The 23,482-nt window shown below is 36.1% G+C and carries 27 protein-coding genes; 22 read left to right on the top strand and 5 right to left on the bottom strand.

What is annotated here, in order from left to right; all coding sequences use genetic code 11:
• Positions 1-148: 148 nt before the first annotated feature.
• On the bottom strand, positions 149-1,843 hold the full coding sequence (argS, locus tag J5J05_RS07765) for an arginine--tRNA ligase (RefSeq protein WP_208560121.1): 1,695 nt from the start codon (positions 1,841-1,843) through the stop codon (positions 149-151).
• Positions 1,844-2,117: 274 nt separating this feature from the next.
• On the opposite strand from argS, the gene argR reads away from it, so the two are divergent.
• Positions 2,118-2,582: an arginine repressor gene (argR, locus tag J5J05_RS07770; RefSeq protein ID WP_208560122.1), complete on the top strand. Its 465-nt coding sequence runs from the start codon at positions 2,118-2,120 to the stop codon at positions 2,580-2,582.
• Between the two features lie 65 nt (positions 2,583-2,647).
• Here argR and zwf read toward each other — a convergent pair whose 3' ends face one another.
• The gene (gene zwf / locus J5J05_RS07775) at positions 2,648-4,111 is read right to left on the bottom strand and encodes a glucose-6-phosphate dehydrogenase (RefSeq protein WP_208560123.1); all 1,464 of its coding nucleotides are present in this window, start codon (positions 4,109-4,111) and stop codon (positions 2,648-2,650) included.
• A 315-nt stretch (positions 4,112-4,426) separates the two neighbouring features.
• On the opposite strand from zwf, the gene J5J05_RS07780 reads away from it, so the two are divergent.
• The gene (locus J5J05_RS07780; RefSeq protein WP_208560124.1) at positions 4,427-5,758 is read left to right on the top strand and encodes a DEAD/DEAH box helicase; all 1,332 of its coding nucleotides are present in this window, start codon (positions 4,427-4,429) and stop codon (positions 5,756-5,758) included.
• A gap of 39 nt (positions 5,759-5,797) precedes the next feature.
• On the opposite strand, the gene J5J05_RS07785 is transcribed toward J5J05_RS07780, so the two are convergent.
• The gene (locus tag J5J05_RS07785) at positions 5,798-6,580 is read right to left on the bottom strand and encodes a DUF1189 domain-containing protein (protein WP_208560125.1); all 783 of its coding nucleotides are present in this window, start codon (positions 6,578-6,580) and stop codon (positions 5,798-5,800) included.
• Between the two features lie 244 nt (positions 6,581-6,824).
• On the opposite strand from J5J05_RS07785, the gene J5J05_RS07790 reads away from it, so the two are divergent.
• Together J5J05_RS07790 and J5J05_RS07795 are read left to right on the top strand one after the other, a co-directional pair.
• Complete coding sequence (locus J5J05_RS07790; RefSeq protein WP_208560126.1) at positions 6,825-7,433, top strand: superoxide dismutase; 609 nt, start codon at positions 6,825-6,827, stop codon at positions 7,431-7,433.
• A 210-nt stretch (positions 7,434-7,643) separates the two neighbouring features.
• Positions 7,644-9,791 carry a peptidoglycan D,D-transpeptidase FtsI family protein gene (locus J5J05_RS07795; RefSeq protein ID WP_208560127.1) on the top strand — a complete coding sequence of 716 codons (2,148 nt, stop codon included), beginning with the start codon at positions 7,644-7,646 and terminating at the stop codon, positions 9,789-9,791.
• Positions 9,792-9,916: 125 nt separating this feature from the next.
• Here the strand turns inward: J5J05_RS07795 and rpmG are convergent, their stop codons facing one another.
• On the bottom strand, positions 9,917-10,066 hold the full coding sequence (gene rpmG, locus J5J05_RS07800; RefSeq protein WP_072694965.1) for a 50S ribosomal protein L33: 150 nt from the start codon (positions 10,064-10,066) through the stop codon (positions 9,917-9,919).
• Positions 10,067-10,327: 261 nt separating this feature from the next.
• Between rpmG and J5J05_RS07805 the strand changes: the two genes are divergently transcribed.
• The 7 genes from J5J05_RS07805 (at position 10,328) to J5J05_RS07835 (ending at position 15,144) form a co-directional block, all read left to right on the top strand.
• Positions 10,328-10,684, top strand: a complete 357-nt coding sequence (locus J5J05_RS07805; protein ID WP_208560128.1) for a helix-turn-helix domain-containing protein — start codon at positions 10,328-10,330, stop codon at positions 10,682-10,684.
• A 30-nt stretch (positions 10,685-10,714) separates the two neighbouring features.
• Positions 10,715-11,260, top strand: coding sequence for an MltG/YceG/YrrL family protein (locus tag J5J05_RS07810; RefSeq protein WP_208560129.1), 546 nt, complete (start codon positions 10,715-10,717; stop codon positions 11,258-11,260).
• Between the two features lie 91 nt (positions 11,261-11,351).
• The gene (locus tag J5J05_RS07815) at positions 11,352-11,669 is read left to right on the top strand and encodes a hypothetical protein (protein WP_208560130.1); all 318 of its coding nucleotides are present in this window, start codon (positions 11,352-11,354) and stop codon (positions 11,667-11,669) included.
• Positions 11,670-11,804: 135 nt separating this feature from the next.
• Positions 11,805-12,500 carry a rhomboid family intramembrane serine protease gene (locus J5J05_RS07820; protein WP_244244668.1) on the top strand — a complete coding sequence of 232 codons (696 nt, stop codon included), beginning with the start codon at positions 11,805-11,807 and terminating at the stop codon, positions 12,498-12,500.
• Positions 12,501-12,523: 23 nt separating this feature from the next.
• Positions 12,524-13,501, top strand: a complete 978-nt coding sequence (locus tag J5J05_RS07825; protein WP_208560131.1) for an ROK family glucokinase — start codon at positions 12,524-12,526, stop codon at positions 13,499-13,501.
• Positions 13,502-13,725: 224 nt separating this feature from the next.
• The gene (locus J5J05_RS07830) at positions 13,726-14,679 is read left to right on the top strand and encodes a YqgU-like beta propeller domain-containing protein (protein ID WP_208560132.1); all 954 of its coding nucleotides are present in this window, start codon (positions 13,726-13,728) and stop codon (positions 14,677-14,679) included.
• A 75-nt stretch (positions 14,680-14,754) separates the two neighbouring features.
• Positions 14,755-15,144 carry a rhodanese-like domain-containing protein gene (locus J5J05_RS07835; protein ID WP_208560133.1) on the top strand — a complete coding sequence of 130 codons (390 nt, stop codon included), beginning with the start codon at positions 14,755-14,757 and terminating at the stop codon, positions 15,142-15,144.
• A 44-nt stretch (positions 15,145-15,188) separates the two neighbouring features.
• Here J5J05_RS07835 and J5J05_RS07840 read toward each other — a convergent pair whose 3' ends face one another.
• Positions 15,189-16,004, bottom strand: coding sequence for a pyruvate, water dikinase regulatory protein (locus J5J05_RS07840; RefSeq protein WP_208560134.1), 816 nt, complete (start codon positions 16,002-16,004; stop codon positions 15,189-15,191).
• A 133-nt stretch (positions 16,005-16,137) separates the two neighbouring features.
• Here J5J05_RS07840 and J5J05_RS07845 point away from each other — a divergent pair, with 133 nt between their 5' ends.
• The 11 genes from J5J05_RS07845 to glyQ all read left to right on the top strand — a co-directional run bounded on the left by J5J05_RS07845 (position 16,138) and on the right by glyQ (position 23,481).
• On the top strand, positions 16,138-16,560 hold the full coding sequence (locus tag J5J05_RS07845; RefSeq protein ID WP_208560135.1) for a Fur family transcriptional regulator: 423 nt from the start codon (positions 16,138-16,140) through the stop codon (positions 16,558-16,560).
• Between the two features lie 227 nt (positions 16,561-16,787).
• Positions 16,788-16,970 carry a 30S ribosomal protein S21 gene (gene rpsU, locus J5J05_RS07850; protein WP_208560136.1) on the top strand — a complete coding sequence of 61 codons (183 nt, stop codon included), beginning with the start codon at positions 16,788-16,790 and terminating at the stop codon, positions 16,968-16,970.
• A gap of 78 nt (positions 16,971-17,048) precedes the next feature.
• Positions 17,049-17,495, top strand: coding sequence for a GatB/YqeY domain-containing protein (locus J5J05_RS07855; RefSeq protein ID WP_208560137.1), 447 nt, complete (start codon positions 17,049-17,051; stop codon positions 17,493-17,495).
• 193 nt (positions 17,496-17,688) lie between these two features.
• A complete protein-coding gene (locus J5J05_RS07860) occupies positions 17,689-18,660 on the top strand; it encodes a PhoH family protein (protein WP_208560138.1) in 972 nt (323 codons plus the stop codon).
• A complete protein-coding gene (gene ybeY, locus J5J05_RS07865; protein WP_208560139.1) occupies positions 18,660-19,139 on the top strand; it encodes an rRNA maturation RNase YbeY in 480 nt (159 codons plus the stop codon). The genes J5J05_RS07860 and ybeY overlap by 1 nt, the downstream gene beginning before the upstream one ends.
• Positions 19,123-19,518: a diacylglycerol kinase family protein gene (locus J5J05_RS07870; RefSeq protein ID WP_208560140.1), complete on the top strand. Its 396-nt coding sequence runs from the start codon at positions 19,123-19,125 to the stop codon at positions 19,516-19,518. Before ybeY ends, J5J05_RS07870 begins: the two co-directional genes overlap by 17 nt.
• Positions 19,519-19,536: 18 nt before the next feature.
• Complete coding sequence (locus tag J5J05_RS07875) at positions 19,537-19,941, top strand: cytidine deaminase (protein ID WP_208560141.1); 405 nt, start codon at positions 19,537-19,539, stop codon at positions 19,939-19,941.
• Positions 19,942-19,943: 2 nt separating this feature from the next.
• Complete coding sequence (era, locus tag J5J05_RS07880; protein WP_208560142.1) at positions 19,944-20,852, top strand: GTPase Era; 909 nt, start codon at positions 19,944-19,946, stop codon at positions 20,850-20,852.
• Between the two features lie 68 nt (positions 20,853-20,920).
• Positions 20,921-21,712 carry a DNA repair protein RecO gene (recO, locus tag J5J05_RS07885; RefSeq protein WP_208560143.1) on the top strand — a complete coding sequence of 264 codons (792 nt, stop codon included), beginning with the start codon at positions 20,921-20,923 and terminating at the stop codon, positions 21,710-21,712.
• A complete protein-coding gene (locus J5J05_RS07890) occupies positions 21,713-22,201 on the top strand; it encodes a hypothetical protein (RefSeq protein ID WP_208560144.1) in 489 nt (162 codons plus the stop codon).
• Positions 22,202-22,551: 350 nt separating this feature from the next.
• Positions 22,552-23,481, top strand: coding sequence for a glycine--tRNA ligase subunit alpha (gene glyQ, locus J5J05_RS07895; protein ID WP_208560145.1), 930 nt, complete (start codon positions 22,552-22,554; stop codon positions 23,479-23,481).
• Position 23,482: the final 1 nt, after the last annotated feature.

Here is a 23,482-nt window from a genome sequence, read left to right on the forward strand (position 1 = left end):
AGCGTATTGAACTTTATGGAGAATATAGTTTGCATTGATTTTTATCGGTAACGATCGTTCATCTACATGATTTGAAAATAAGCAAAAAAGCGTCCCCTTGAGCAGGTAGAAAACCGACTCTAAGGGGACGCTTTTTTTATTTAACAAATTACATCTGATCAGGTGTCTCAACACCTAATATACTTAAATCCTGTTTTAATAATTCCGTTACTGCAAATACTAAGGCTAATCTCGATTCTTTTTCTTCATGTTCATCCAACACACGTACATTAGCATAGAACTTGTTGAAAGCTTGAGACAAGTGAATCGCATGTTTTGCTATAATCGATGGTTCGTATTGTTTATATGCACGAACTAATGTCTCTGGGAATTCTTGAATCAGTTTCACAACTTCCCAGCTATATTGATCCGTCAAACTGTAACTTTCAGTAGCAGGGAAAGCATCTTTTCCTGCTTTTTTCAATATACTTAGTGCTCTTGCACGTGTATATTGAACGTAAGGGCCCGTTTCACCTTCGAATTGAACCACTTCTTCAATGGTAAAATCAAAGTTGTTTAAACGATCATTTTTCAAATCGTGGAAGACTACGGCACCAACACCAACTTGTTCAGCAACCGTTTCTTTATTTTCAAGTGATGGATTTTTTTCTTCGATTTGGTTCAAGGCTAAACTAGCTGCTTCATTAAGCACTTCTTCTAAAAGAACCACTTTTCCTTTACGAGTAGACAATTTCTTGCCGTCTTTAGTGATCAACCCAAATGGAACGTGGTGGATATGATCTGCCCATTCATAACCCATTTCACTCAGGACTGCTTTCAGCTGTTTGAAATGGTTTGATTGCTCTTGCCCAACTACATAAAGTGCTTGAGAGAAATCATAGTTTTCTTTGCGGTAAAGCGCTGCAGCCAAATCTCTCGTCATATAGAGCGTTGCGCCATCTGATTTTTTAATAAGAGCAGGGTTTAAGTTGTATTTTTCAAGATCAACAATATGTGCGCCCTGATTTAAAGTTAATAGGTTCTTTTGATCAAGCAAAGATACTACTGAGTCCATTTTGTCATTATAAAAAGCTTCACCTTTATAAGAATCAAATTGGATATTCAAGCGATCGTAAACGTTCTGGAATTCAGCAAGTGATTCTTCTCTAAACCAAGTCCAAAGGGTGATTGCTTCTTCATTACCGTCTTCTAATTTTTTAAACCATGCACGACCTTCATCTTCAAGAGAAGGGTCTTTTTCTGCTTCCTCATGGAAAGTTACATATAATCTAAGCAATTCTTTGATAGGATTTGCACGAACATCTTCTTCAGATCCCCATTTTTTGTATGCGGAGATTAGCTTACCAAATTGTGTTCCCCAGTCACCTAAATAATTGATGCGAACCGGTTGATAGCCTACGCGCATAAGAATATTGGATAGGGCATTACCAATAACGGTTGATCTAAGGTGACCCATAGACATTGGTTTAGCAATATTTGGTGATGACATATCAATGGGTACATTCTGTCCATTTCCGAGATTGACTGAACCATATTGATCTTTTTGTTCTAATATTTCTTTTAAAACCAATTGACTAATTTGATCTTTTTTCAAGAAAAAGTTCAAATAGGGGCCAACTGTCTGTGTTTTTTCAATAATGGGTGAAGCTATTTTTTCTTCAATATCTTTAGCGATCTGTGCAGGGCTTTTACGTAAAACTTTAGCTAATTGAAAAGCTGGAAAAGCAAGGTCACCGTGTTCTGCATATTTTGGTTTTTCTAACAGTTGATTGATCTCGTTTAATTCTAATTGATCTTTTAAGACGTCGTGTAGCGATTCAGCTACAAGCATTTTGTAATCCAAAAAAATCCTCCTAATTCTATTGTCCTATTTAATGTTCATACACAAATGAGTTGGATGGTTATTCATTAAACTAAATAAATAGTATGAAAGACCGACATTTACGTTTACACATAAGCATTTGTATTATAGCAAAGCTCGATACACCTAGCAACAAGAATTGGCTCAGAAGTGTTTCGAAAGCGTTTTAATACAAATATAGTGAATTTCTATACGCAATCAGTTATAGTAGATAATGACGACTTTATTGAAAATATGTACAAGTAGGAGTGTAAAGATGAAAAAGTCTGAAAGACAGATGATGATCAAGCAAATGGTTCTAAATGAAGAAATCGGTACACAAGATGAGCTCCTGATCAAATTAAAAGAAAAAGGCTTAGAAGCGACTCAAGCGACGATTTCTAGAGATATCAAAGAATTAAATTTAGTGAAAACCCCAAGCTCTAGAGGCGGCACCAAATACACTATCTATCAAAACAATCAATTGACGATGGAAGATAAGCTATCATCGACGCTAAAAGAAGTGGTCGAATCGATCACGAGAGTACAGTTTATGAACGTTGTGAAGACTATACCCGGGAATGCGCATGTAGTCGGTGCCTTAATGGATGATATTAGCTTTTCGGAAGTCGTTGGAACGGTTGCTGGAAATGATACGATTATGATTATTTCAAAAGACGAAGACACTTCAATCAATATGTATAATTATTTAGCTAAACGTGCAAATCTTAATAAAGAATAAATTAAAAAAACCACCGAAAATCAAGAGCCATTATGCTCTCGATCGTCAGCGGTTTTTAAATATGACTATTTTGGATTCCATACCCATTCATGGCCATCTTTAGCTAATAACTCATTCGCTTCTTCTGGTCCTACTGTGCCCGCTTCGTATTGCGCCAATTTCTCGTTAGATTGATCCCAAGCTTGTCGAATGGCATCAACGTATTTCCAAGAATTGGAAACTTCTTCCCAATGTGCGAAATGTGTTCTGTCACCATTCAAACAATCTAATAGTAATTTTTCATATGCTTCTGGGCTTTCTTGAATCGTTCCTTCTGATCTTAAATGATCAAGTTTCATGATTGTTGTATCCATGCTCATACCAATTTTCTTTTCATTCAATGTCATTGAAAATCCTTCACTAGGTCCAAGGTAGAGTGTAATAATATTTTCTGCAGTTTCTTCAGTATCGTAGAGAGGTGACGCTGACTTTTTAAAAACGATACTAATTTGTGCTTCTTTTTTTGCCATACGCTTACCAGTTCTGACGTAAATAGGCACACCAGACCATCGATCGTTCTCTAATTCTATTTTTCCAGCAATATATGTTTCAGTACTAGAATCTTTATCGACATTTTCTTCTTCTAAATAACCATTTAAAGATTTTTTATTTGAATGAGCATATTGCGCGCGAACGAAATTTGCTTTTACATCTTCTGCTGATAATTGTTTTAAAGAAGTGAGCACATTCATTTTCTTCTCTTTCACTTCTTGAGAATTAAATGAAGCGGGTGCTTCCATTGTTAATAAGCTAAAGATTTGCATAATATGGTTTTGAACCATATCTCTAAGGGCACCACTCGTATCATAATACCCCGCACGTTCTTCAACCCCTAATTCTTCACTAAGTGTGATTTGGATATTCGAGATAAATTGTTTGTTCCAGACCTGTTCAATAAGTGGGTTAGAAAATCTAAATGCCAGGATATTCTGAACCATTTCTTTCCCAAGGTAATGATCGATACGATATAATTCTTCAGATTCAAATGCTTCAAGAATTTCGTCGTTCAATGCTTTAGAACTTTCATAATCCGTTCCGAATGGTTTCTCGATGATGACTCTATTAAAACCTTGATCATTGACAAGATTTTGACTTTTTAAGTGACTGGTAATCGTTCCAAAAAAGTTAGGGGACATTGACAAGTAGAAGATACGATTGCCACCGATATCATATTTTTTATCTAAATCATCTGAAAGATCTCTGAGTGTATTATAATGCTCAGTATCTTTTACATTATGAGATTGATAGTAAAAGTGACGAGAAAATGCCTCGACTTGTTCTTCAGAGCCACCCAGTTTCTTAACCGAGTCTCTAACGATTTCTTGATAATGTTCATCTGACCATTCACGTCTTGCTGTACCAATAACTGCGAACTGTTCTTCTAAAAAGCCTTTGATATATAAGCGATATAGCGAAGGATATAATTTACGCTGGGCTAAATCCCCAGTACCTCCGAAAATAATGAAGAGTGCTTTATTCGACTGAGACATACTTTCCCTCTTTTCTATTTATACAAGTACGTATAAAGGTTACTGTATACTATTTTACTTTTTGTTCCTAATTCAAGCAACTATATTGTTGGAAATACAATAAAATTGTTTTTAAATCGCACTATAAATGGAATAGTTTTTGATTCAAGTTCATTTGATTTACATAAAAATGATTTAGTAGATTTTAATAAATCATTTCAATTTCATCAGAAATGTGCCAATATTAAGGATATTTAATGAGAATGATAGCATAAATCTAGATTGAACTACTGTGGTTTGGTACAATATCCTAGAATTAAAGAAAGAGGCGAGAAAATGACACACCCATTTGAACAATACAATATAAAAAATTTCTTGATTGAAGCAATTAAAGAAATTGGATTTGATGAACCAACTGAAATACAGAAAAAAGTCATTCCTGAAGTAAAAAAAGGAAGAGACATTATCGGTCAATCACAAACAGGGTCTGGTAAAACACATGCATTCCTGTTGCCTTTATTTAATAAAATCAAACCAGAATTAGAGCAAGTTCAAGTTGTTATTACAGCTCCGAGTCGTGAATTATCTGATCAGCTTTTTCAAGCGGCCAGCCAATTAGCATCGTTTTCGGAAGAAGAAATTATCGTCCAACAATTTATCGGTGGAACGGATAAGCAAAGACAAGTCGATAAACTTGCACAAAAACAACCGCATGTCGCTATTGGAACGCCAGGACGTATGTTTGATTTAATCAGCCAAAATGCGTTACTGACACATACTGCTCATTATATGGTTGTCGATGAAGCTGATATGACATTAGACATGGGGTTTTTAGAGCAAGTTGACCAAATCGCTGCTCGTTTACCTGAGAAAGGGCAAATGCTTGTTTTCTCTGCAACGATTCCTCAGTCATTACAGCCTTTCTTGAAAAAATACATGAAGAGCCCAATCGAGATCAAAATTGAGAATCAACAAATCATTTCTGACACAGTTGAGAACTGGTTGATTTCTACTAAAGGCAAAAGACGAATCAATGTTATTCATGAATTGTTGACGCTCGGTCAACCTTACTTGGCACTTGTATTTGCGAATACGAAAGATAAGGTCGATGAGATCGCAAAAGGTCTTAGAGATAAAGGATTGGATGTCGCAGTTGTTCACGGTGGCATTTCATCTCGAGAACGTAGAAGAGTCATGAGACAGATCCAAAATCTTGATTATCAATATGTCGTAGCCTCTGATTTAGCTGCTAGAGGTATTGATATCAAAGGCGTCTCTCACGTGATTAATGCTGAAATTCCACATGAATTAGACTTTTTCGTTCACCGAGTGGGCAGAACAGGCCGTAATGGTATGGACGGTATCGCTGTGACGCTATACTCACCTGGAGAAGAAAAAGAGATTGAAACGTTGGAAAGCATGGGAATTACATTCCAGCCCAAAGAAATTAAAAATGATGAAGTGATCGATACGCATGATCGTAATCGTAGGGAACAAAGAAAAGACCAGAATAATAAAGAATCATTCGATTCTGAAATCCATGGTATGCGCAAAAAAGCTAAAAAGAATGTTAAACCTGGATATAAAAGAAAAATTGAACGTAAAAAAGAAGAAAAAAGAAAAAAAGCAAGAAAACTTACTCAAAATAACCGTAAGAGTCGTAAGTAGCAAAAACCACCGAGCCTATGAGCTTGGTGGTTTTTTTTCTTATTTTTCTTTTACAGTAGGTGCCATTTTTTTCATATCTTTAATTGCGAGATAGAATAGATAGAGAGATAATCCGATTTTTAATTCGAAAGTATAGGCTGATAAAATACCGAAAAATGTAGCGAACTCAATTGCGATAGTAGGTAAAATAGAAGCTAATACTGCAATTCTAAGATTTTCTTTAAATCTTAGTTGAGATCTTAAAATTTTAGAAAGTAAATTAGCAAACAATAGGATAAAAATCAATTCAAATAGTGTAATTAGTCCGATACCCAAATACGTAAAAATAAAAGTAAATACATAAGTCAGAATGGAAAATGAGCCAAAACTATTTAAGAGTGTTCTGAGAGACTCTCCAGTAAAAGTACCTAGTTGATCGTAGGGTGTTTCAACACCGTAACCTTGAAAACTTATATAGAAGTCGTTTTGCAGTAAACCAATTCCCACAGGAACCGTTAGACGCGTTAAATTTTTATCAATCTCTTCAGTTGTAAATTGATTGTCTGGTGCGAAGAACAACAAGAAAGAATCAGTTTGATGGATATAAGATTCTTCATCAGGAGCACTGAGCATACCGTCTACTATTTCAAAATCCGGAATTTTTTCTGCTAATTCCTGTCCGTCTGTCTGTATGGAGGAAATAATAGGGACAACACGCAGAATACTAATAGCGGTAATAAATAATGTAATCACTGCAATAACTAAAGCAACCTGCCTTTTTTTCATTGCTCTTCCTCGATGAATTTTCTTCGGGTTAACAAATGCTTGTTTCAAATAATACATGAATAACATTCTTCCTTTATAATGAATTTTACAATTAATCGCAACTCATTTCATTTTACCTTTTAAAGTATGAAAATACAACGCTTGCTTTTTATGAGATTTTTAACTTATTTACAATCATTCTCACTGTTCATTTAGATGTGTACAAGAATTGAACACATCTTGTCTCATTTCCTTTAATAAATTTCACTTCAATGGTAGAATAAAGGAAGTAAATAGAATATCAACAGGAGGAATGTTTAAAATGGCTTATACTTTGCCTGAATTACCGTACGCATATGATGCACTAGCACCACATATTGATGAGGATACTATGCACATTCATCACGATAAGCACCATGCGGCTTATGTGACTAAAGTGAATGCTGCTTTAGAAAATCATCCAGAGTTAGCTGAATTAAGTATCGAAGAACTAATGATGAAGTTAGATTCAGTTCCTCAAGATATTAAATCAGCCGTTCAAAACAATGGTGGTGGACACGCAAACCACTCTCTATTCTGGGAAATTTTATCACCAAATGGCGGAGGACAACCTTCTGGAGCTTTAGCTGAAGCGATTGATTCAACATTTGGAAGCTTTGAAGATTTCAAAGAAAAATTTAGTACAACTGGCGCGACTCGTTTTGGTTCTGGTTGGGCATGGTTAGTCGTTACTGATGGTAAACTTGAAGTAATGGATACTTTAAATCAAGACTCTCCATTATCTGAAGGTAAAACACCTATCTTAGGGTTAGACGTATGGGAACATGCTTACTACTTGAACTACCAAAATAAACGTCCAGATTATATTTCAGCTTTCTGGAACGTCGTTAACTGGGAAGAAGTAGCAAAACGTTACGAAGCTGCTAAGTAAATATGACTTTGAAGTGTCGGATAAATTTATCCGGCACTTTTTCTTTTGATAAGAAATACATAAGAATAACCTCTTTCACAGAATATTACTTTTTATGATATGGAAAAACGATCATCTATTTGGTAAACTAATGGCAGCATCCTAAACAGTAAGTATCGTATTAAAGTGTACGATTAATAAAAGCTCAACTTTCAACGGAGGTAATTATTTTTGAAAAAACCAACAAAAAAAGTAAAAGAAAGAAAAAAATCGCATATTCCTTTCAGACTAAATTTATTGTTCTTTATCGTATTTATCCTATTTTCTACATTAATTTTAAGATTGGGCTATTTACAAATCGTACGAGCTGACGAATATCGAGCTGAAGTTGAACGAACTGAGCGAACTACCCTAACGGGTGGTGTTCCTAGGGGTGAAATATTTGACGCGAACCTCAAGAAACTAGTGGGTAACGAAGCACGAAATACCATTACCTACACTAGAGGAAAAAATACATCAAGCACTAAAATGGCCGAATTATCTTTAAAGTTGGCTGACTATATAGATATGCCGAGTGTTTCACCATTCGACAGCGATAATAATCGCGATATTACGATCAGAGATATGAAAGATTATTATATTTCTATGCATTTAAAAGAACTTAATGATTCTTTAACAGCTGAAGAAAAGAAAGTGAAGGACGCTGACTCTTATCAAGTTCTGCTAGATAAGGTTTCTGAAGAAGATATTTCGACTTTTAGCGAAAAAGAGAAAACAGCTACTGCCATCTTCAAAAAAATGAATGCTTCTTATGCACTTAGTACAGTAAATATAAAAAATGAAGATGTCACCCAAGAAGAGATTGCCAGGGTAAGTGAGAACCTGTTAGAACTTCCCGGTATTGGTACAGGAACGGACTGGGTTCGTGTGTATCCCGAAGAAAATATGTTGAGAAGTATATTGGGTGCCGTGACTACCGAAGCTCAGGGTATTCCTAGTGATAAGGTCAGTAAGTACCTTGCTATGGGTTACTCTAGAAATGATCGAGTGGGACGAACTTATTTAGAAGAGCAGTATGAAACGGTTCTAAGAGGGACTAAATCAAGTATTGAAACGGAAACTGATAGTCAAGGAGAGATTATCAACCAAATCGAGAAGTATTCTGGAAGTAAAGGATCAAATCTCATACTGACTTCGGACATTGATTATCAGAGAACAGTAGAAAATATTGCTAAAGATTCACTGGCTAAACGTCAAGGTCGGAACAAAGAGATATACATTGCAGCTATGAATCCTAAAACCGGTGATATTTTAGCAATGACTGGGCAAAGGATAAATGATAAGGGAGAAGTTGTGGATGACGCTTTAGGGGTCGTTTCAAATGCATATATTCCTGGTTCATCTATAAAAGGTGCTACTATATTGTCAGCTTATATGGACGGAGTACTAGATTCTTCGAATAATTATATAGTGGATACACCATTGAAATTTAGAGGTTCTGAACCTATTCGATCAATTTTCAATCAAAATGGTTCTGTCGGCTTAGATGATATTACTGCATTAGAAAGATCGTCAAATGTTTATATGGCAAAATTGGCTATGAGAATGGGTGGGCAATTTGATACAGATCAGAAAACATTATCTTTTGATGGAGACGATATCTTAAAAAAACAAAGAGAATACTATGCTCAGTTTGGATTAGGTGTGCAAACGGGTATTGATCTTCCATTTGAAGGAACAGGCTATAAAGGAGTCAAACCGGAAGCTGTTAATGGTTTATTTAATGCTTTCGGACAATATGACACATATACAACATTGCAACTTCTACAGTACGTTTCAACCATAGCCAATGATGGTGTACGCGTAGCACCAAAACTCGTATCTGAAATTAGAGATACTGACCCTGAGACTGGTGGGGTAGGTGCATTGAAGACGGAAGTAGAAACTAAGGTATTAAATACGATTCCAGTCTCAGAAGATGCTATGAACCGTGTACATCAAGGTTTCTACCGAGTTGTAAATGGAACTCAAGGTACTGCGCGTTCATATTTTCAAGGAACCCCTTACGTTTCAGCAGGAAAGACTGGTACTGCGCAATCTGATTGGACTGACCCTGATACTAAAGAATATGAAAAAACTGTCAACCTGACATATGTTGGTTATGCTCCATATGATGATCCTGAAATTGCTGTAGCCGTAGTCGTTCCATTTCTACCTCTTAGTTCTTCTCAAAGAACAAACCACGAAAACACTGTAGCTGCAAGAAGAGTAATGGATGCCTATTTTAAAGTGGGAGAATTTGAGAATACTGATTCGGATAATGGTGAAACGGTAGAAGATGTTCAGTCTTCTGCTATGGAAGATCAAGGTGAAGAATAATAATATCAAAATGATAGTAAAAAGCCCCTCCGGTACCTTTATAAAGATACCGGAGGGGTTTTTTTTAGTTGCGATAAATAACATACAAAAAGCCAGAAGATCAACTTCTGGCTTTTAAAACGTGATTATTTAGTTTCACGGTGCAATGTTACTTTTTGCTCTCTCGGGCAATATTTTTTAACTTCTAAACGTTCCGCATTGTTACGTTTGTTCTTAGAAGTTAGATAGTTGCGTTCTTTGCAATCTGTACATTCTAAAGTTACGTTAACTCGCATTATGGTCCCTCCCAATCTTACCTGAATTAAAGACTAACTAAGGTGTCTAGTCTTTCGCCTTGACTAGGATACCATGTTTTTGAAAAAAATGCTATCCTTTTTAGAATTCAAAACGTATTTTATACTATAAATGTTACGTTTCAAAATAATCTTACTTTTCAATCATATTACATTCTGACGGAATAGGCAACGAGTTCTTCCTGTTTATTTAGGATTATGGTAGAATTTATAAGGCAAGAAATCTATAGGAGGATCAAAATCATGGAATTATGGATTATTATCGGCATACTATTTGGAGTATCGGCAATCTTAATGGTTGTTTCATACCTGAAGAAGGAAGAAAGAGACCAAACGTATAAAGAGTTAGAAGATGTATCATTAAATTTAGTACAGATCATATATGGACTGAATAAGCGCGTGCAACATTTAGAAGAAGAATTAAAAATGGAAAAACCAGAACAAACTTTTCCTGACCGCGTAACGAATATGACTCAGACTCATATTTTGACTTTATTTACACAAGGTGTGTCTGCAAAAGAAATTTCAGAGCACTTACATGTATCTGAAGCATCCGTTCAACATACTATTGATGCTTATATAGCTGATGGTATCAACTAAATTTAATTACTTACTGAAAGGAAGAACTCAATGTCTAAAAAAAATATCCGAATCTTAGCGCTAGGATTTTTCTTATCTGGACTCATTCTGGTACTCTCTATTTTAATTGTCCCTACTAACTCTGAAGCAGATGCTCAGAATCAAGAAGAAGTAAAAACATTAAAATCAGAAGTGTCCTATCTGCAAAATCAAATTGCGGAAATGGAAGTTGCACAAGCAGATACTCAAGAAGCGGCTGCGCCTGATGAAAAGTCAGAAGAAGAACCTGAAGCAACCAATGAGGATGCAGAAGACGAAAACGAAGAAGAGTCTGAAGAAAATCCAGAAGAAGATGCAGAACAGCCATCCGATGATGAAGAGGAACCTGTAATCAGTACAACAGTAACGATTGGGGACGGTCAACCAAGTAGTGTCGCAACAACACAATTAATGGAACAAAATATTATTGAAGATCGTTTTGATTTTGATAAATTTTTAGAAGATAAGGACTATGCACCATTGGTTCGACCTGGTACTTATGAGATTAATAGTAATATGAATTATGAAGAAATTGCTCAAGCGCTGATGGGTCGATAATTGTTTTAAAAAAATCGGGCATATAGTTTCTAATAAACTTTCTATTAGTATATGATTAACTTATCAATGATACGAGAAAGGTTGATTAGGAATGAGTAAAATGTCCAAAGTCAGTATGACAAATGGGGAATTATACATGATTCAGTTAACACCTCATGAAATCAAAGATGCCATTGAAGAAGCAAGTTCGGAATTGCCAAAATTTGAATTAAAATCCGGCGAAACGATTTACTTACACGCCGCACATATCGTTTCAATTGAAAGTACAGGGGAAACAACTAGTTTAACCGACTCGTTTGACACAGATCATGTAGCGTCAACGACGGAAGAGGATAAAAAAAACAAAGCCAATCAAAACCTTGAGGCTGCTAAAGCATTTAAAGATGACCTCGGAGGAAATATGGAATAAATATAATCTTGACCAAGACAGATCAAACCAATCTGTCTTGGTCATTTTTGTATGATACCGGTTTAATTTGTCCTCTCGAAAATGCTGAGAGTATGCTATACTGGTACTAAATATTTTAAAAAGGAAGATCAAGAGATGAATCCTGAAATGAAAATGTCACTAAGACGGTGGCAGAGAAAACCATATATAACCTATGGTCTGATACTAATAACGATTCTTATGTTTTTCCTGCAGACGATAAAGGGAGGTAGTCAGAATCCATATGTTCTTTATGAACTAGGTGCTAAAGTCAATCAATCGATTATTTTAGGAGAATGGTGGCGATTGATAACGCCGGTTTTTCTGCACATCGGTTTTGAGCATATTTTATTAAATGGTGTCATTATATACTTTTTAGGTATTCAAGTAGAGAGTATCGTAGGACATTGGCGCTATTTCTTATTATATATGCTTAGTGCACTTGCAGGGAATGCTGCTAGTTTCGCATTCAATGATGCTATTTCAGCTGGTGCGAGTACAGCTTTATTTGGACTTTTTGGAGCAACGCTTGCTTTACCAAAATTGTTTCCTAATAATTACCGTATAAAAGAGATGTCTCGCAGCTTTATGCTATTGATTATCATCAACTTGGCTTTCGGCTTTTTCAGTACTAGTATTGACATGGCTGGACATATCGGTGGAATAGCTGGTGGTTATTTATTGACTTTTGCGCTTTCAGCACCTAATGCTTGGATGAGCGGTTGGAAGGTTCAAGGGAAATATGGAGCCATCTATCTCGTCTGCATCATTGCTTTAATTGCAGTAGGTTTCATGACAACACGCTTATTTTAATATATTATTCGGAGGGTTAAAACATGCTTGAAAAGAAACTAATTGGAATTGATCTAGGCGGTACAACGGTTAAGTTTGCTATATTAACCACAGACGGAAAGGTCCAGACTAAATGGAGTATCGTAACAGATAATTCAGATAATGGGCAAAAAATCGTTCCGTCTATTATTGAATCAATCACGCATCACTTAGAACTTTATGGTATGAAAAAAGAAGATTTTTTAGGTATTGGTATGGGATCACCTGGAAGTGTGAGTCATGCTGAAGGGACAGTAATCGGTGCCTATAATTTAAATTGGCGTACAACTCAGAACCTCAAAGAAGCCATTGAATCGGGTACAGGTATTCCTTTCTTCATTGACAATGATGCAAACGTAGCTGCTCTTGGTGAACAATGGATGGGCGCTGGTAATAATGAGCCAAACGTAGTCTTTGTAACACTAGGTACCGGCGTTGGCGGTGGGATTATTTTAAATAACGAATTAACACGCGGAGCGTCTGGGGCTGCTGGAGAAATTGGGCATATCGTTGTTGATCCTCATGGTTACGATTGTACTTGTGGCAATAAAGGATGTCTTGAGACCGTTGCAAGTGCTACAGGGGTTGTTAGACTTGCTAGAAGTATGGCTGAATCTTATGCTGGAGATTCATCATTGAACGAAAGTATTGATAACGGTGATACGGTTGATGCTAAGACGGTATTCGATGCTGCAAAAAATGGAGATACCTTTGCAAATCGAGTAGTGGATGAAGTATGTAACTATTTAGCACTTGCGTGTGGTAATATCGCTAACACGCTGAATCCTTCTACAATTGTTATTGGTGGAGGCGTATCAAGAGCCGGAGAGTTTTTAGCTGAAAAAATTAGAGAATCATTTAAGACTTACGCGTTTCCGCCTATATATCAACATACTAAAATCAAAATTGCTGAATTGGGTAATGACGCCGGTGTAATCGGTGCTAGCTCTTTAGTATTGAATCAATCAACTGTGGAGATATAATACGTGATAATCAAACCTTTCTTGTGCTAGTATGTTAATATACTAATACTTGAGTAAAGAGGGTGATCAATATGCTGAGAAAAAATAGACGAATTTTTCGCTGTTTAGCTTTAGCATGTTTGATCATTCTTTTTTTGTCTGCTTGTAGTCCTAAGAAGGTCTCTGAAGATAGTACGCAAGAACCCGAAAAAGCAACGTTTCATCAGATTGACGGGTCAAAGGAAATGGTACAGAAAATTGTTGGGTGGTTAGATAATCAAACGATCCTTGTACATCTTGGAGATCAAAAAAAGCAAGCGTTAATTAAATTAAACGTTGTTACTGGCGATCAAGAATTGATTTACGAGACAAATCAACATATGTTAACCATTCAATTAAACACATCATTGGAAAAAATCATCGTGCAAGAAGGGGCGGAAACAGCTGTAGATCTAGTGTTGTTGTCAAGTAAGGGTAGTGAACTAAATCGTATGCCAATTGATTACGCTGGATACGTCAACTTGGATTGGAATGCTGTAGATGAATCCTTAGTTTTTATATCTCACTATCAATTTGATCAAGAAACAGAGATCGAGTCTTCGAAAGTGATGATTTGGAATTTAACGGATAACTCATTAATTGATTTTGATCTCGATGCGATTAAACCTAGTTGGTATTCTTCACACTTATACTTATATATCAATGAATTTGATGGCAATCTATATGTTGGTGATACAAGATCCGAAGAGGGAGATCAAATGATTAGTAATGAGACGATCGACTTCTATCTTCATAAAGACACTTTTATTTCTCTAGAAGAATCAGATATCAATGAATCTCAAGTTCATCTAATGAAAGATCATCCTTTTCTTGTTCACCAAGGTGTCTTAACGATTCCAAAAGTTATTCGAGGGGATTTCATTACGAAACCTTTCCTATCACAAAGTAAAAGAGACGGATTGGTAGTGGGGGTCATTGCCGATGAATCAGTAGACTTGAATAATGAATTGGGTCAGTTTAGCTTATGTCTTCTTGATTTCGATTATAATAAATTAGAGAAGTATACTCAATTACCTGATAACGCACCAATTTTGTTATCTCCTGATGAGCAATATGTACTCTATGGCTGGCAATTAGAATATATCATTGATTTAGATGAGCCAAATGAACTATTTCCTTTAATTTCTGACCCTGCTTAAATCTATACTAGAAAAAAACGCTTTTCTAATGTAAACTATATAGATGAGAAGAGTTAGAGAGGAAGTTTGAAGGGTATGCCGACAATTATTATTGTACTTTGGGTTGGATTAATCGCATGGGGGATTTGGGAGCTGATCCAGTACTTTAGACGGAAAAATGCAGCGACTATCGTTTCAAAGGAAGTTTTCAAAGAGAATATGCGTAAATCTCAAATCGTTGATGTAAGAGGTAAAGATGAGTTTGACGCCGGACACATCCTCGGTGCGCGCAATCTTCCATACTTGCAAATGAAGCAAAGAGGGAATGAATTGCGTAAAGACCAACCGATTTATCTTTATGATGAAAAGAAAACGCTCAGTTCCCGGGCAGCTATTGCATTGAAAAAACAAGGTTACACAAACTTGTACATTCTTAAAGGCGGTTATGCTGAATGGGATGGGAAAATCAAACGTAAAAAAAATTAAAACATAAAAAACAGCTGGCTATTTTATTTTAGCCAGCTGTTTTTTTAATGTTGTGCTTGAAATGAATTGACAATGATTGCAGCAGTCTCTTCAATTGATTTGTTTGCTACATTAATAATTTGACAATCTAGTTTTTTGTACAAATTCTCAGCATATCGAATTTCTTTTTGAATGCGTGCTGTACTTGAATAAGGGGTGTCAGGGTTCATGCCATAGGAAATCATTCTTTCTCTACGAATATTCGAAAGGATACTTTCATCATTTGTAAGCCCTACGATTTTTCTGGAATCTACTTTCCATAATTCTTTCGGAATTTCAGATTCAGGCATGAGTGGTAAATTAGCAACTTTATAATTTTGGTTGGCTAGATAAATACTCAATGGTGTTTTAGAAGTTCTTGAAATACCCAAGATAACAATATCAGCTTCTAGGAAACCTTTTGGATCTTTACCATCATCGTAAGTGACTGCAAATTCCATAGCGCCAATTCTATCAAAATAATTTTCATCTAATTTATGCATAGCGCCAGGTTTGGCTTGTGGTTCTAAGCCAGTTCTCGCACTAATCTCTCTAATAATCGGGTTTAAAATATCTAAACAAGTCATTTCGTTATCGCTGCAATAAGAATGAATTGTTTCAATAAGTACCTTATCGACAAAGGTATGCAGAATGAGCGCGTTCACTTCTTCAGCCTTGTCTAAAATACTCAGCAATTGCTTTTGCTCTCTAATAAATGAAAATATTTTGAAGTTACAGTGCAAATCGGGAAATTGCGAGAGGGCAGCATTGCTAATATTGCTGGCAGTACCCCCAACGGAGTCTGACAATACAAAAATAGCTAATGGTTCATGAGATGCCATATTTTTTCTTCCTTTCATATTTCTTTATCGTTAGTATACATGACAGTGTACAGTAACGAAAGTATCACATCATCTTGATATTTTAACAATTATTCGCTATGATTAACTAAACTAATTAAAAGGAAGCGATCGCTTGACTGCTTTTGAACAAGCCGTAACGACTTTAAAAAAGAATGGCTATAAAACGACTGGAAAAAGACAAAAACTTCTAGAATTACTTTATAATGAAGATAAATATATGTCTGCTAAAGAAGTTCAAGATCATCTTAAAGAACTTTTTCCTGGAATAAGTCCAGATACGATTTACAGAAACTTGAATACTTTTGTTGAATTGTCAGTAGTAGAAGAAACAGAGTTAAATGGCGAAAAATTATTCCGTTTCAACTGTGACATGTGTGGTCATCATCATCATCATTTTATTTGTACAAACTGTGGCAAAACGATTGGTTTGAAAGACTGTCCATTAGATATGTTTGCAGACCAATTACCGGGTTGTAAAGTTGTTTCTCATAGATTTGAGCTTTTTGGACTTTGCGACGAATGTGTTGCGAGTTAGGAGATAATAAACTACCTGAATGGAAACTAGTGCAAAAAAATTATTTTTTTTCTAACAATGTATTGACGTAAAATAGCATCTTGTATATAATGAGCAAGAACTGTTTTTATGCATGTACAATGTATATGAAATCAGTTACATCATTTATTGATAGGGAAGACCAATTGTGATTAATAAACTTACTCAACAATGGAACGCCCTGAACGTACGAGGGGAGGGGAAGAACGATGACTAAAACAGATATCAAGAACGGTGAGAGTCTTGATGATGCTCTTCGTCGCTTCAAACGTTCCGTTTCTAAAACAGGCACACTGAAAGAAGCCCGTAAACGTGAATATTATGAAAAGCCAAGTGTGAAACGTAAAAAGAAATCTGAGGAAGCTAGAAAACGTAAAACTCGTAAATTCTAATCATGAATACACGTATTTTATGCTAGTCCTACGTTTTTATTACAAGTAACACCACTTTTCTTTAAGAAGGTGAACTGTTTGGCTATACTAGAAGAACTGAATCAGGATATGAAGGTCGCGATGAAAGCTAAAGACCGTGAACGTCTGACAACTGTGCGCATGCTAAAATCTGCTCTACAAAATGAACAGATCAATAAAGGTGATGCACTTACTTCGGACGAAGAACTTACGATTATAGCTCGCGAGAAAAAGCAGAGATTAGAATCTTTACACGAATTTCAGGAAGCAAACCGCGAGGATCTTGTTGAAAAACTCGAAAAAGAATTATCTATTGTCGATAGCTACCTTCCAGAACAATTATCTGAGGAAGAGATTGCTCAGATCGTTCAAGACGCTGTGGCTCAGACAGGTGCTACCTCAATGAAAGATATGGGGAAAGTAATGGGTGTTGTTTTACCGAAAGTAAAAGGTAAAGCAGACGGAAGTCTGGTCAGCTCACTCGTCAAGAAAGAACTAAGTAATTAAAGAGCAGGAGTTGAGATATTAATCTTGACTCCTCTTTTTTTCGAATTTTTTATAGAATATTTTTTTAATACTTACTGTATCAAAGGTTTTAGTCAGCTAATATCCTTCTATTGATAGAGATTAGACTGTATTTATGCTATCATTTGTTTGAAGAGCCTGTACTATTAATATATTCAAAGGAGTTGGCATTTGTTTGACTGACAATGCACATAAAAAAATTCGCATTTTCGAAGATTCAGAAAAAGCGATCCAATTATTTGGAGCACAAAATATCCATCTTAAATTAATCGAAGATGAACTAGCTGTTATCATTAACAACCGAGGAAATCAGGTTGAAATTAGCGGAGAGACAGAAGCAGTTAATTTAACGGATCACATTTTGAGCGAACTGGAACAATTATCTGATCGTGGAAATAGAATCAAGCGCTCCGATATTCTTTCAGCCATAAGAATGGCCCAACAAGGAAAATTATCGCAATTTTTAAAAATGTATGAAGAAGAAATTGGAAAGGACCGAGATGGTCGACCAATTAGAATCAAAAATGTGGGTCAGCGAAACTATGTTCATTCCGTTAAAAATAATGATATCGTATTAGGGATCGGTCCTGCTGGTACAGGTAAAACCTATGTAGCAGTTGCAATGGCCGTTGCCGCTATGCGCAAAGGTGAGGTAAAACGAATCGTGCTCACAAGACCAGCTGTTGAAGCGGGCGAAAAATTAGGATTTTTGCCAGGCGATCTTAAAGAAAAGGTTGATCCCTATCTCAGACCGCTATACGATGCGCTCTACAGCATTTTCGGGACAGAGCATACGAATCGTTTGATGGATAGAGAAATCATCGAAGTTGCCCCCTTAGCGTACATGAGAGGACGCACGTTAGACGATGCCTTTGTTATTTTAGATGAGGCACAAAATACAACCGTCCAGCAAATGAAAATGTTTTTGACACGTTTAGGATTTGGATCAAAAATGATTATCAATGGGGATAAAACACAAATAGATTTGCCCGCTGGTACGACAAGTGGATTAATTCATGCTGAACGTGTATTAAGCGGCGTAACAGGTATTGGACATATTCATTTTGAAGCTGAAGATGTCATTAGACATCCATTAGTCGCAAAAGTCATTAAAGCATATGAAAAAGAAATGGATCTGAAAAAATAATGGAAATAATCTTATATGATGAAACAACTCGTTTGAAAGCTGAAGAAGAGCAATTAATTACAGAGTTATTGGATTTCGCAGCAGAGAAGTTGTCTTTAGAGCCAACAGCAGAAATTTCTGTAACTATCGTAGATAATAAGAGGATACAAGAAATAAATAAAACATATCGCAATAAAGATTATGCGACGGACGTTATTAGTTTTGCGATGGAAGATGAGCATGAGGATGAAGAAGCATGGATCATTCCTGATGAAGAAGCTTTCGATTTACCAAGGGTTCTTGGTGATTTATTTGTTTCGATAGACAAAGCGATTGAACAAGCAGAAGAATATGGTCATTCTTTCAAAAGAGAATTGGGCTTTTTAGTCGTCCATGGACTGTTACATTTAAATGGATATGATCATATGACAGACGCTGATGAAAAAGAGATGTTCGCTTTACAAGAGGAAATTTTAAAGGAGTATGGTCTTGAAAGATAATAAGCAACTACCTCAAAAAAACAGACGCTATAGCGAATCTTTTCGTTACGCATATCAAGGAATCAAAACGACTTTCCAGGAAGAGCGCAATATGCGCACGCATGTTATGGCTGGTGCTGTAGCGCTTCTTCTAGGAGTCTTTCTTTCGCTGTCTATTACTGAGTGGTTGTGGATCATTCTTGCATCCTTCCTAGTCTTTGTGATGGAGATTTTGAATACGGTAATCGAAAATCTTGTGGATCTTGTAACCCAAGATTTTCATCCTCTAGCAAAAAAAGTAAAAGACATGTCAGCAGCCGCCGTGCTAAGTACAACCGTGTTTTCTGTGATAACGGGTATACTTATATTTGCGCCTAAACTGTTCAACTTGTTTTTTTAACGAAGGGACTATTTTAATATGACAACTAATAATATAAAAGGATTGGTCCAGCAAGCTAACCAAATGTTGGAGCGGGCTTATGTGCCTTATTCACATTTTCCAGTAGGCGCAGCTCTTTTAACTAAAGAGGGCACAGTCTATACTGGTTGCAATATTGAAAATGCGTCATATGGTTTGACGAATTGTGCTGAAAGAACAGCTATATTTAAAGCTGTCTCAGAAGGAGAGAGAGACTTTGAATATATTGTCATTACTGGAGATACCGAAGGTCCCATTTCTCCTTGCGGTGCTTGTCGACAAGTGATGAGCGAGTTCTTTGCGCCAGAGATGAAAGTATTACTAACAAATAAAAATGGACTGGAACAGGAAACAACGGTAAAAGCGTTACTTCCTGGAGCTTTTCAATCAAAGGATATGGTTTAATAATGTCAGAAGAAAAAGTACACAAATCGGGATTCGTCTCATTGATCGGTAGACCAAATGTAGGTAAATCAACTTTGTTGAATCGTATGATTGGTCAAAAAATTGCGATTATGAGCGACAAAGCGCAAACAACTAGAAATAAAATCCAAGGTATTTATACTACTGACAACGAACAAGTCGTATTCATTGATACTCCTGGGATTCATAAACCAAAACATCGTCTTGGTGATTTCATGGTGGATTCTGCATTGAGCACGTTCAATGAAGTAGATGTTGTACTCTTTTTAGTCAATGTAGCTGAAAAACGCGGTCCAGGAGATAACTTTATTATTGAAAAGTTAAAGCATATCTCTACACCAGTATTTTTGATTCTTAATAAAATCGATCAAGTTCATCCTGATGAACTATTACCAATTATCGAAGATTATCAATCTCAATATGATTTCGACGAAATGATTCCTATTTCCGCTATTGACGGTAACAATGTAGACCGTATGTTAGATGTCGTCATTAAGTATCTTGACGAAGGTCCACAATACTACCCAGAAGATCAAGTTTCCGATCACCCTGAGTACTTTATCGTATCAGAGTTAATTCGTGAAAAAGTTTTGGAATTGACAAGAGAAGAAGTACCCCATTCAGTAGCTGTTGTTGTAGAGCGAATGGTTCGCGACGAATATGATAAAGTAAAAGTAGATGCGACGATCATCGTAGAACGTAAAAGTCAAAAAGGCATCATTATCGGTAAAGGCGGTAAGATGTTGAAAGAAATCGGGACTCGCGCTAGAAAAGATATCGAACGTTTACTTGGAGATAAAATTTATCTTGAGACATGGGTAAAAGTTCAAAATGACTGGCGAGATAAGCAAACTTATTTACAAGATTATGGTTATAAAAACGAAGATTATTAATGATAAAAAAAGAATGGACGTTTTCTATCAATTGATAGAGCGTCTATTCCTTTATTCAGGGGTGTAAGATGGCTCATTTAGAAGAGGTCGAAGGGATTGTCATATCTGTTCGTAAGCATCGAGAAAGAGATTATCTCGTAAAGCTATTCACAGATCGTTATGGGAAAATGATGTTTTTCGTAAGAGGAACAAAGAATCCAAACAATAAGTTGAAGAGAGCGATTCAACCATTTTCTCATGGGACTTATATTGCCGATATTAGAGATCAAGGGCTTAGTTTTTTGCGAGATGCTAAAGATATTGCACCTTATTCAGAAGTGCAGTTGGACATTTTCAAAAATGCCTATGCAACATATGCTTGCGGTCTAGCAGATGCTGCACTAGAAGACCGCGTACCAGATTTCAACTTATTTACACAACTAAAAGAAGGTCTTTCTTTGATGGATGAGTTAGAAGAACCAGAGATTATTTTAAATATCTTTGAAATTAGATTTTTAAGATATTTCGGTGTTATGCCCGAACTAAGAGGTTGCGTCATTTGTGGTAAAACTGAAGGTGCTTTTGATTATTCTAGTAAATATAATGGATTACTTTGCCCAAATCATTATTTTGAAGATGAAAGAAGATTTCATGCTAGTCCTAAAGCAATCCATTTTATTCGTCTATTTTCGGTCTTATCATTCGATAAAATTGGTACGATATCAATGTCTGCAGAGACCAAAAAAGATATACGATATGTGATTGATATGCTTTATGAGGAACTTGTTGGACTTAAATTAAAAAGCAAACGTTTCATAGACCACATGCATGAATGGGATGGCGTATTGAAAAGACCAGAGGAACCAGATAAGGAGGATTGAATGAGAAATCAAATACCTTTAACGATTGTCATTATCTTTTCACTCATTATTATTATTGTTCAAATATATCAAATAAAACAGATTATTATACGGCAAAAATTTAGTAAAATCGAAAAAATTTTTGTATATATTTTTTCAATTTTACTTTTGACTTTCTCAGGTCTCACTTTTAATACCTTTCAGGAACAGATGATGTTTGTGTTATTAGTGATCAACCTTAATTTAGTCCCCTATGTCCACGGTTTTACTGAAAAGGGTGCACGTATTATTCATCAAGGAAATGTCAGTAGACAATACTTATTCAAAAATACGAGTGAATGGATTCTCTATCGTCAAAAGCATAAATTAAAGTGCAGATTCATTTACAAAAAACCTAGTGATTCCTTTGGAGACGTTCAATACTTATATTTTATGAAAACAGATGAAAAAGCCATTATATCTTTGCTTGAAAGGAAAAATTTTTATGTAATAGTTGAAAATGAACAATAGATTGTAAGCGCAAATTTGTACTATCGCAGTCAGGACATTTTAAATTGTCATTGCAAACGATTCTTGATTTGTGTAAGATATAAAAATAAGTTAATACTTACTATGATGGAAAAAGTAAGCGTGTTTGATTCATTTAGCGATCTTGGAATAGTGGAAGCCAAGAGATAGAACACCCTGAAAGGCATCCTGAGTGAGGAAATAAAGCGCTAGTATGATTTAAATACTAGAAGTAGGGTGGAACCGCGAGTGAACTCGTCCCTATACTGATTGGATAACTGTCAGTATAGGGACGAGTTTTTGTATGTTTATGATAGAAATGAAAAGACATTTAATAAAAGGAGAACTAAACAATGGAAAAAACACTAACGTTTCAAGAAATAATCCTTACATTACAACAATATTGGTCTGATCAAGGGTGCATGTTGATGCAAGCGTACGATACTGAAAAAGGTGCGGGTACAATGAGCCCTTATACGTTCCTTAGAGCAATCGGCCCTGAACCTTGGAATGCTGCTTATGTTGAACCATCAAGACGTCCTGCAGATGGTCGATACGGTGAAAACCCAAACCGACTGTATCAACATCATCAGTTCCAAGTCGTTATGAAACCTTCTCCGGACAATATTCAAGAATTATACTTGAAAAGTTTAGAGCTATTAGGAATCGATCCGCTTAAACATGATATTCGTTTTGTAGAAGATAACTGGGAGAACCCTTCACTTGGATGTGCTGGTTTAGGTTGGGAAGTTTGGCTTGATGGGATGGAAGTGACACAATTTACTTATTTCCAACAAGTCGGTGGACTAGAAGTTGATGCGGTAACGAGTGAATTGACTTATGGCCTTGAACGTCTAGCTTCTTACATTCAAGATGTGGAGAGCGTATACGATATCCAATGGGCGCCTGGTGTTAAATATGGTGAGATCTTTAAGCAACCTGAATACGAGCAATCTGCATACGCATTTGACTATAGTAATCAAGAGATGTTGTTCAATCACTTTAAAGAATACGAAACTGAGGCGCACGCTTTAATAGAAAAAGGCTTAGTGCATCCTGCTTATGATTGTGTACTAAAATGTAGTCACTCATTCAACTTGTTAGATGCTAGAGGAGCAGTATCCGCTACTGAACGTCCAGACTTTTTGAGACGTATCCGCAGAATGGCACATAGTATCGCGAGAGCATTTGTGTCTGAACGTGCAAAACTAGGGTTTCCGTTATTAAACGAAACAGAAAGTCCCGCTTGGATAGAACGTTACGCTGAAAAGGAGTCGAATTAAC

It is taken from the genome of Marinilactibacillus kalidii, from assembly GCF_017599325.1.
GTDB lineage: Bacteria > Bacillota > Bacilli > Lactobacillales > Carnobacteriaceae_A > Marinilactibacillus > Marinilactibacillus kalidii.

Bases quoted from the DNA above. Each gene is read 5' to 3' on its own strand.
- recO (WP_208560143.1), top strand. From the start codon at position 20,921: ATGGCTCATTTAGAAGAGGTCGAAGGGATTGTCATATCTGTTCGTAAG.
- J5J05_RS07780 (WP_208560124.1), top strand. From the start codon at position 4,427: ATGACACACCCATTTGAACAATACAATATAAAAAATTTCTTGATTGAA.
- rpmG (WP_072694965.1), bottom strand. From the start codon at position 10,066: ATGCGAGTTAACGTAACTTTAGAATGTACAGATTGCAAAGAACGCAAC.
- argR (WP_208560122.1), top strand. From the start codon at position 2,118: ATGAAAAAGTCTGAAAGACAGATGATGATCAAGCAAATGGTTCTAAAT.
- J5J05_RS07805 (WP_208560128.1), top strand. From the start codon at position 10,328: ATGGAATTATGGATTATTATCGGCATACTATTTGGAGTATCGGCAATC.
- J5J05_RS07835 (WP_208560133.1), top strand. From the start codon at position 14,755: ATGCCGACAATTATTATTGTACTTTGGGTTGGATTAATCGCATGGGGG.
- J5J05_RS07875 (WP_208560141.1), top strand. From the start codon at position 19,537: ATGACAACTAATAATATAAAAGGATTGGTCCAGCAAGCTAACCAAATG.
- rpsU (WP_208560136.1), top strand. From the start codon at position 16,788: ATGACTAAAACAGATATCAAGAACGGTGAGAGTCTTGATGATGCTCTT.
- J5J05_RS07815 (WP_208560130.1), top strand. From the start codon at position 11,352: ATGAGTAAAATGTCCAAAGTCAGTATGACAAATGGGGAATTATACATG.
- J5J05_RS07825 (WP_208560131.1), top strand. From the start codon at position 12,524: ATGCTTGAAAAGAAACTAATTGGAATTGATCTAGGCGGTACAACGGTT.
- J5J05_RS07810 (WP_208560129.1), top strand. From the start codon at position 10,715: ATGTCTAAAAAAAATATCCGAATCTTAGCGCTAGGATTTTTCTTATCT.
- ybeY (WP_208560139.1), top strand. From the start codon at position 18,660: ATGGAAATAATCTTATATGATGAAACAACTCGTTTGAAAGCTGAAGAA.
- J5J05_RS07820 (WP_244244668.1), top strand. From the start codon at position 11,805: ATGAATCCTGAAATGAAAATGTCACTAAGACGGTGGCAGAGAAAACCA.
- J5J05_RS07790 (WP_208560126.1), top strand. From the start codon at position 6,825: ATGGCTTATACTTTGCCTGAATTACCGTACGCATATGATGCACTAGCA.
- J5J05_RS07830 (WP_208560132.1), top strand. From the start codon at position 13,726: ATGGTACAGAAAATTGTTGGGTGGTTAGATAATCAAACGATCCTTGTA.
- J5J05_RS07890 (WP_208560144.1), top strand. From the start codon at position 21,713: ATGAGAAATCAAATACCTTTAACGATTGTCATTATCTTTTCACTCATT.
- J5J05_RS07840 (WP_208560134.1), bottom strand. From the start codon at position 16,004: ATGGCATCTCATGAACCATTAGCTATTTTTGTATTGTCAGACTCCGTT.
- era (WP_208560142.1), top strand. From the start codon at position 19,944: ATGTCAGAAGAAAAAGTACACAAATCGGGATTCGTCTCATTGATCGGT.
- glyQ (WP_208560145.1), top strand. From the start codon at position 22,552: ATGGAAAAAACACTAACGTTTCAAGAAATAATCCTTACATTACAACAA.
- J5J05_RS07785 (WP_208560125.1), bottom strand. From the start codon at position 6,580: ATGTATTATTTGAAACAAGCATTTGTTAACCCGAAGAAAATTCATCGA.
- zwf (WP_208560123.1), bottom strand. From the start codon at position 4,111: ATGTCTCAGTCGAATAAAGCACTCTTCATTATTTTCGGAGGTACTGGG.
- J5J05_RS07870 (WP_208560140.1), top strand. From the start codon at position 19,123: ATGGTCTTGAAAGATAATAAGCAACTACCTCAAAAAAACAGACGCTAT.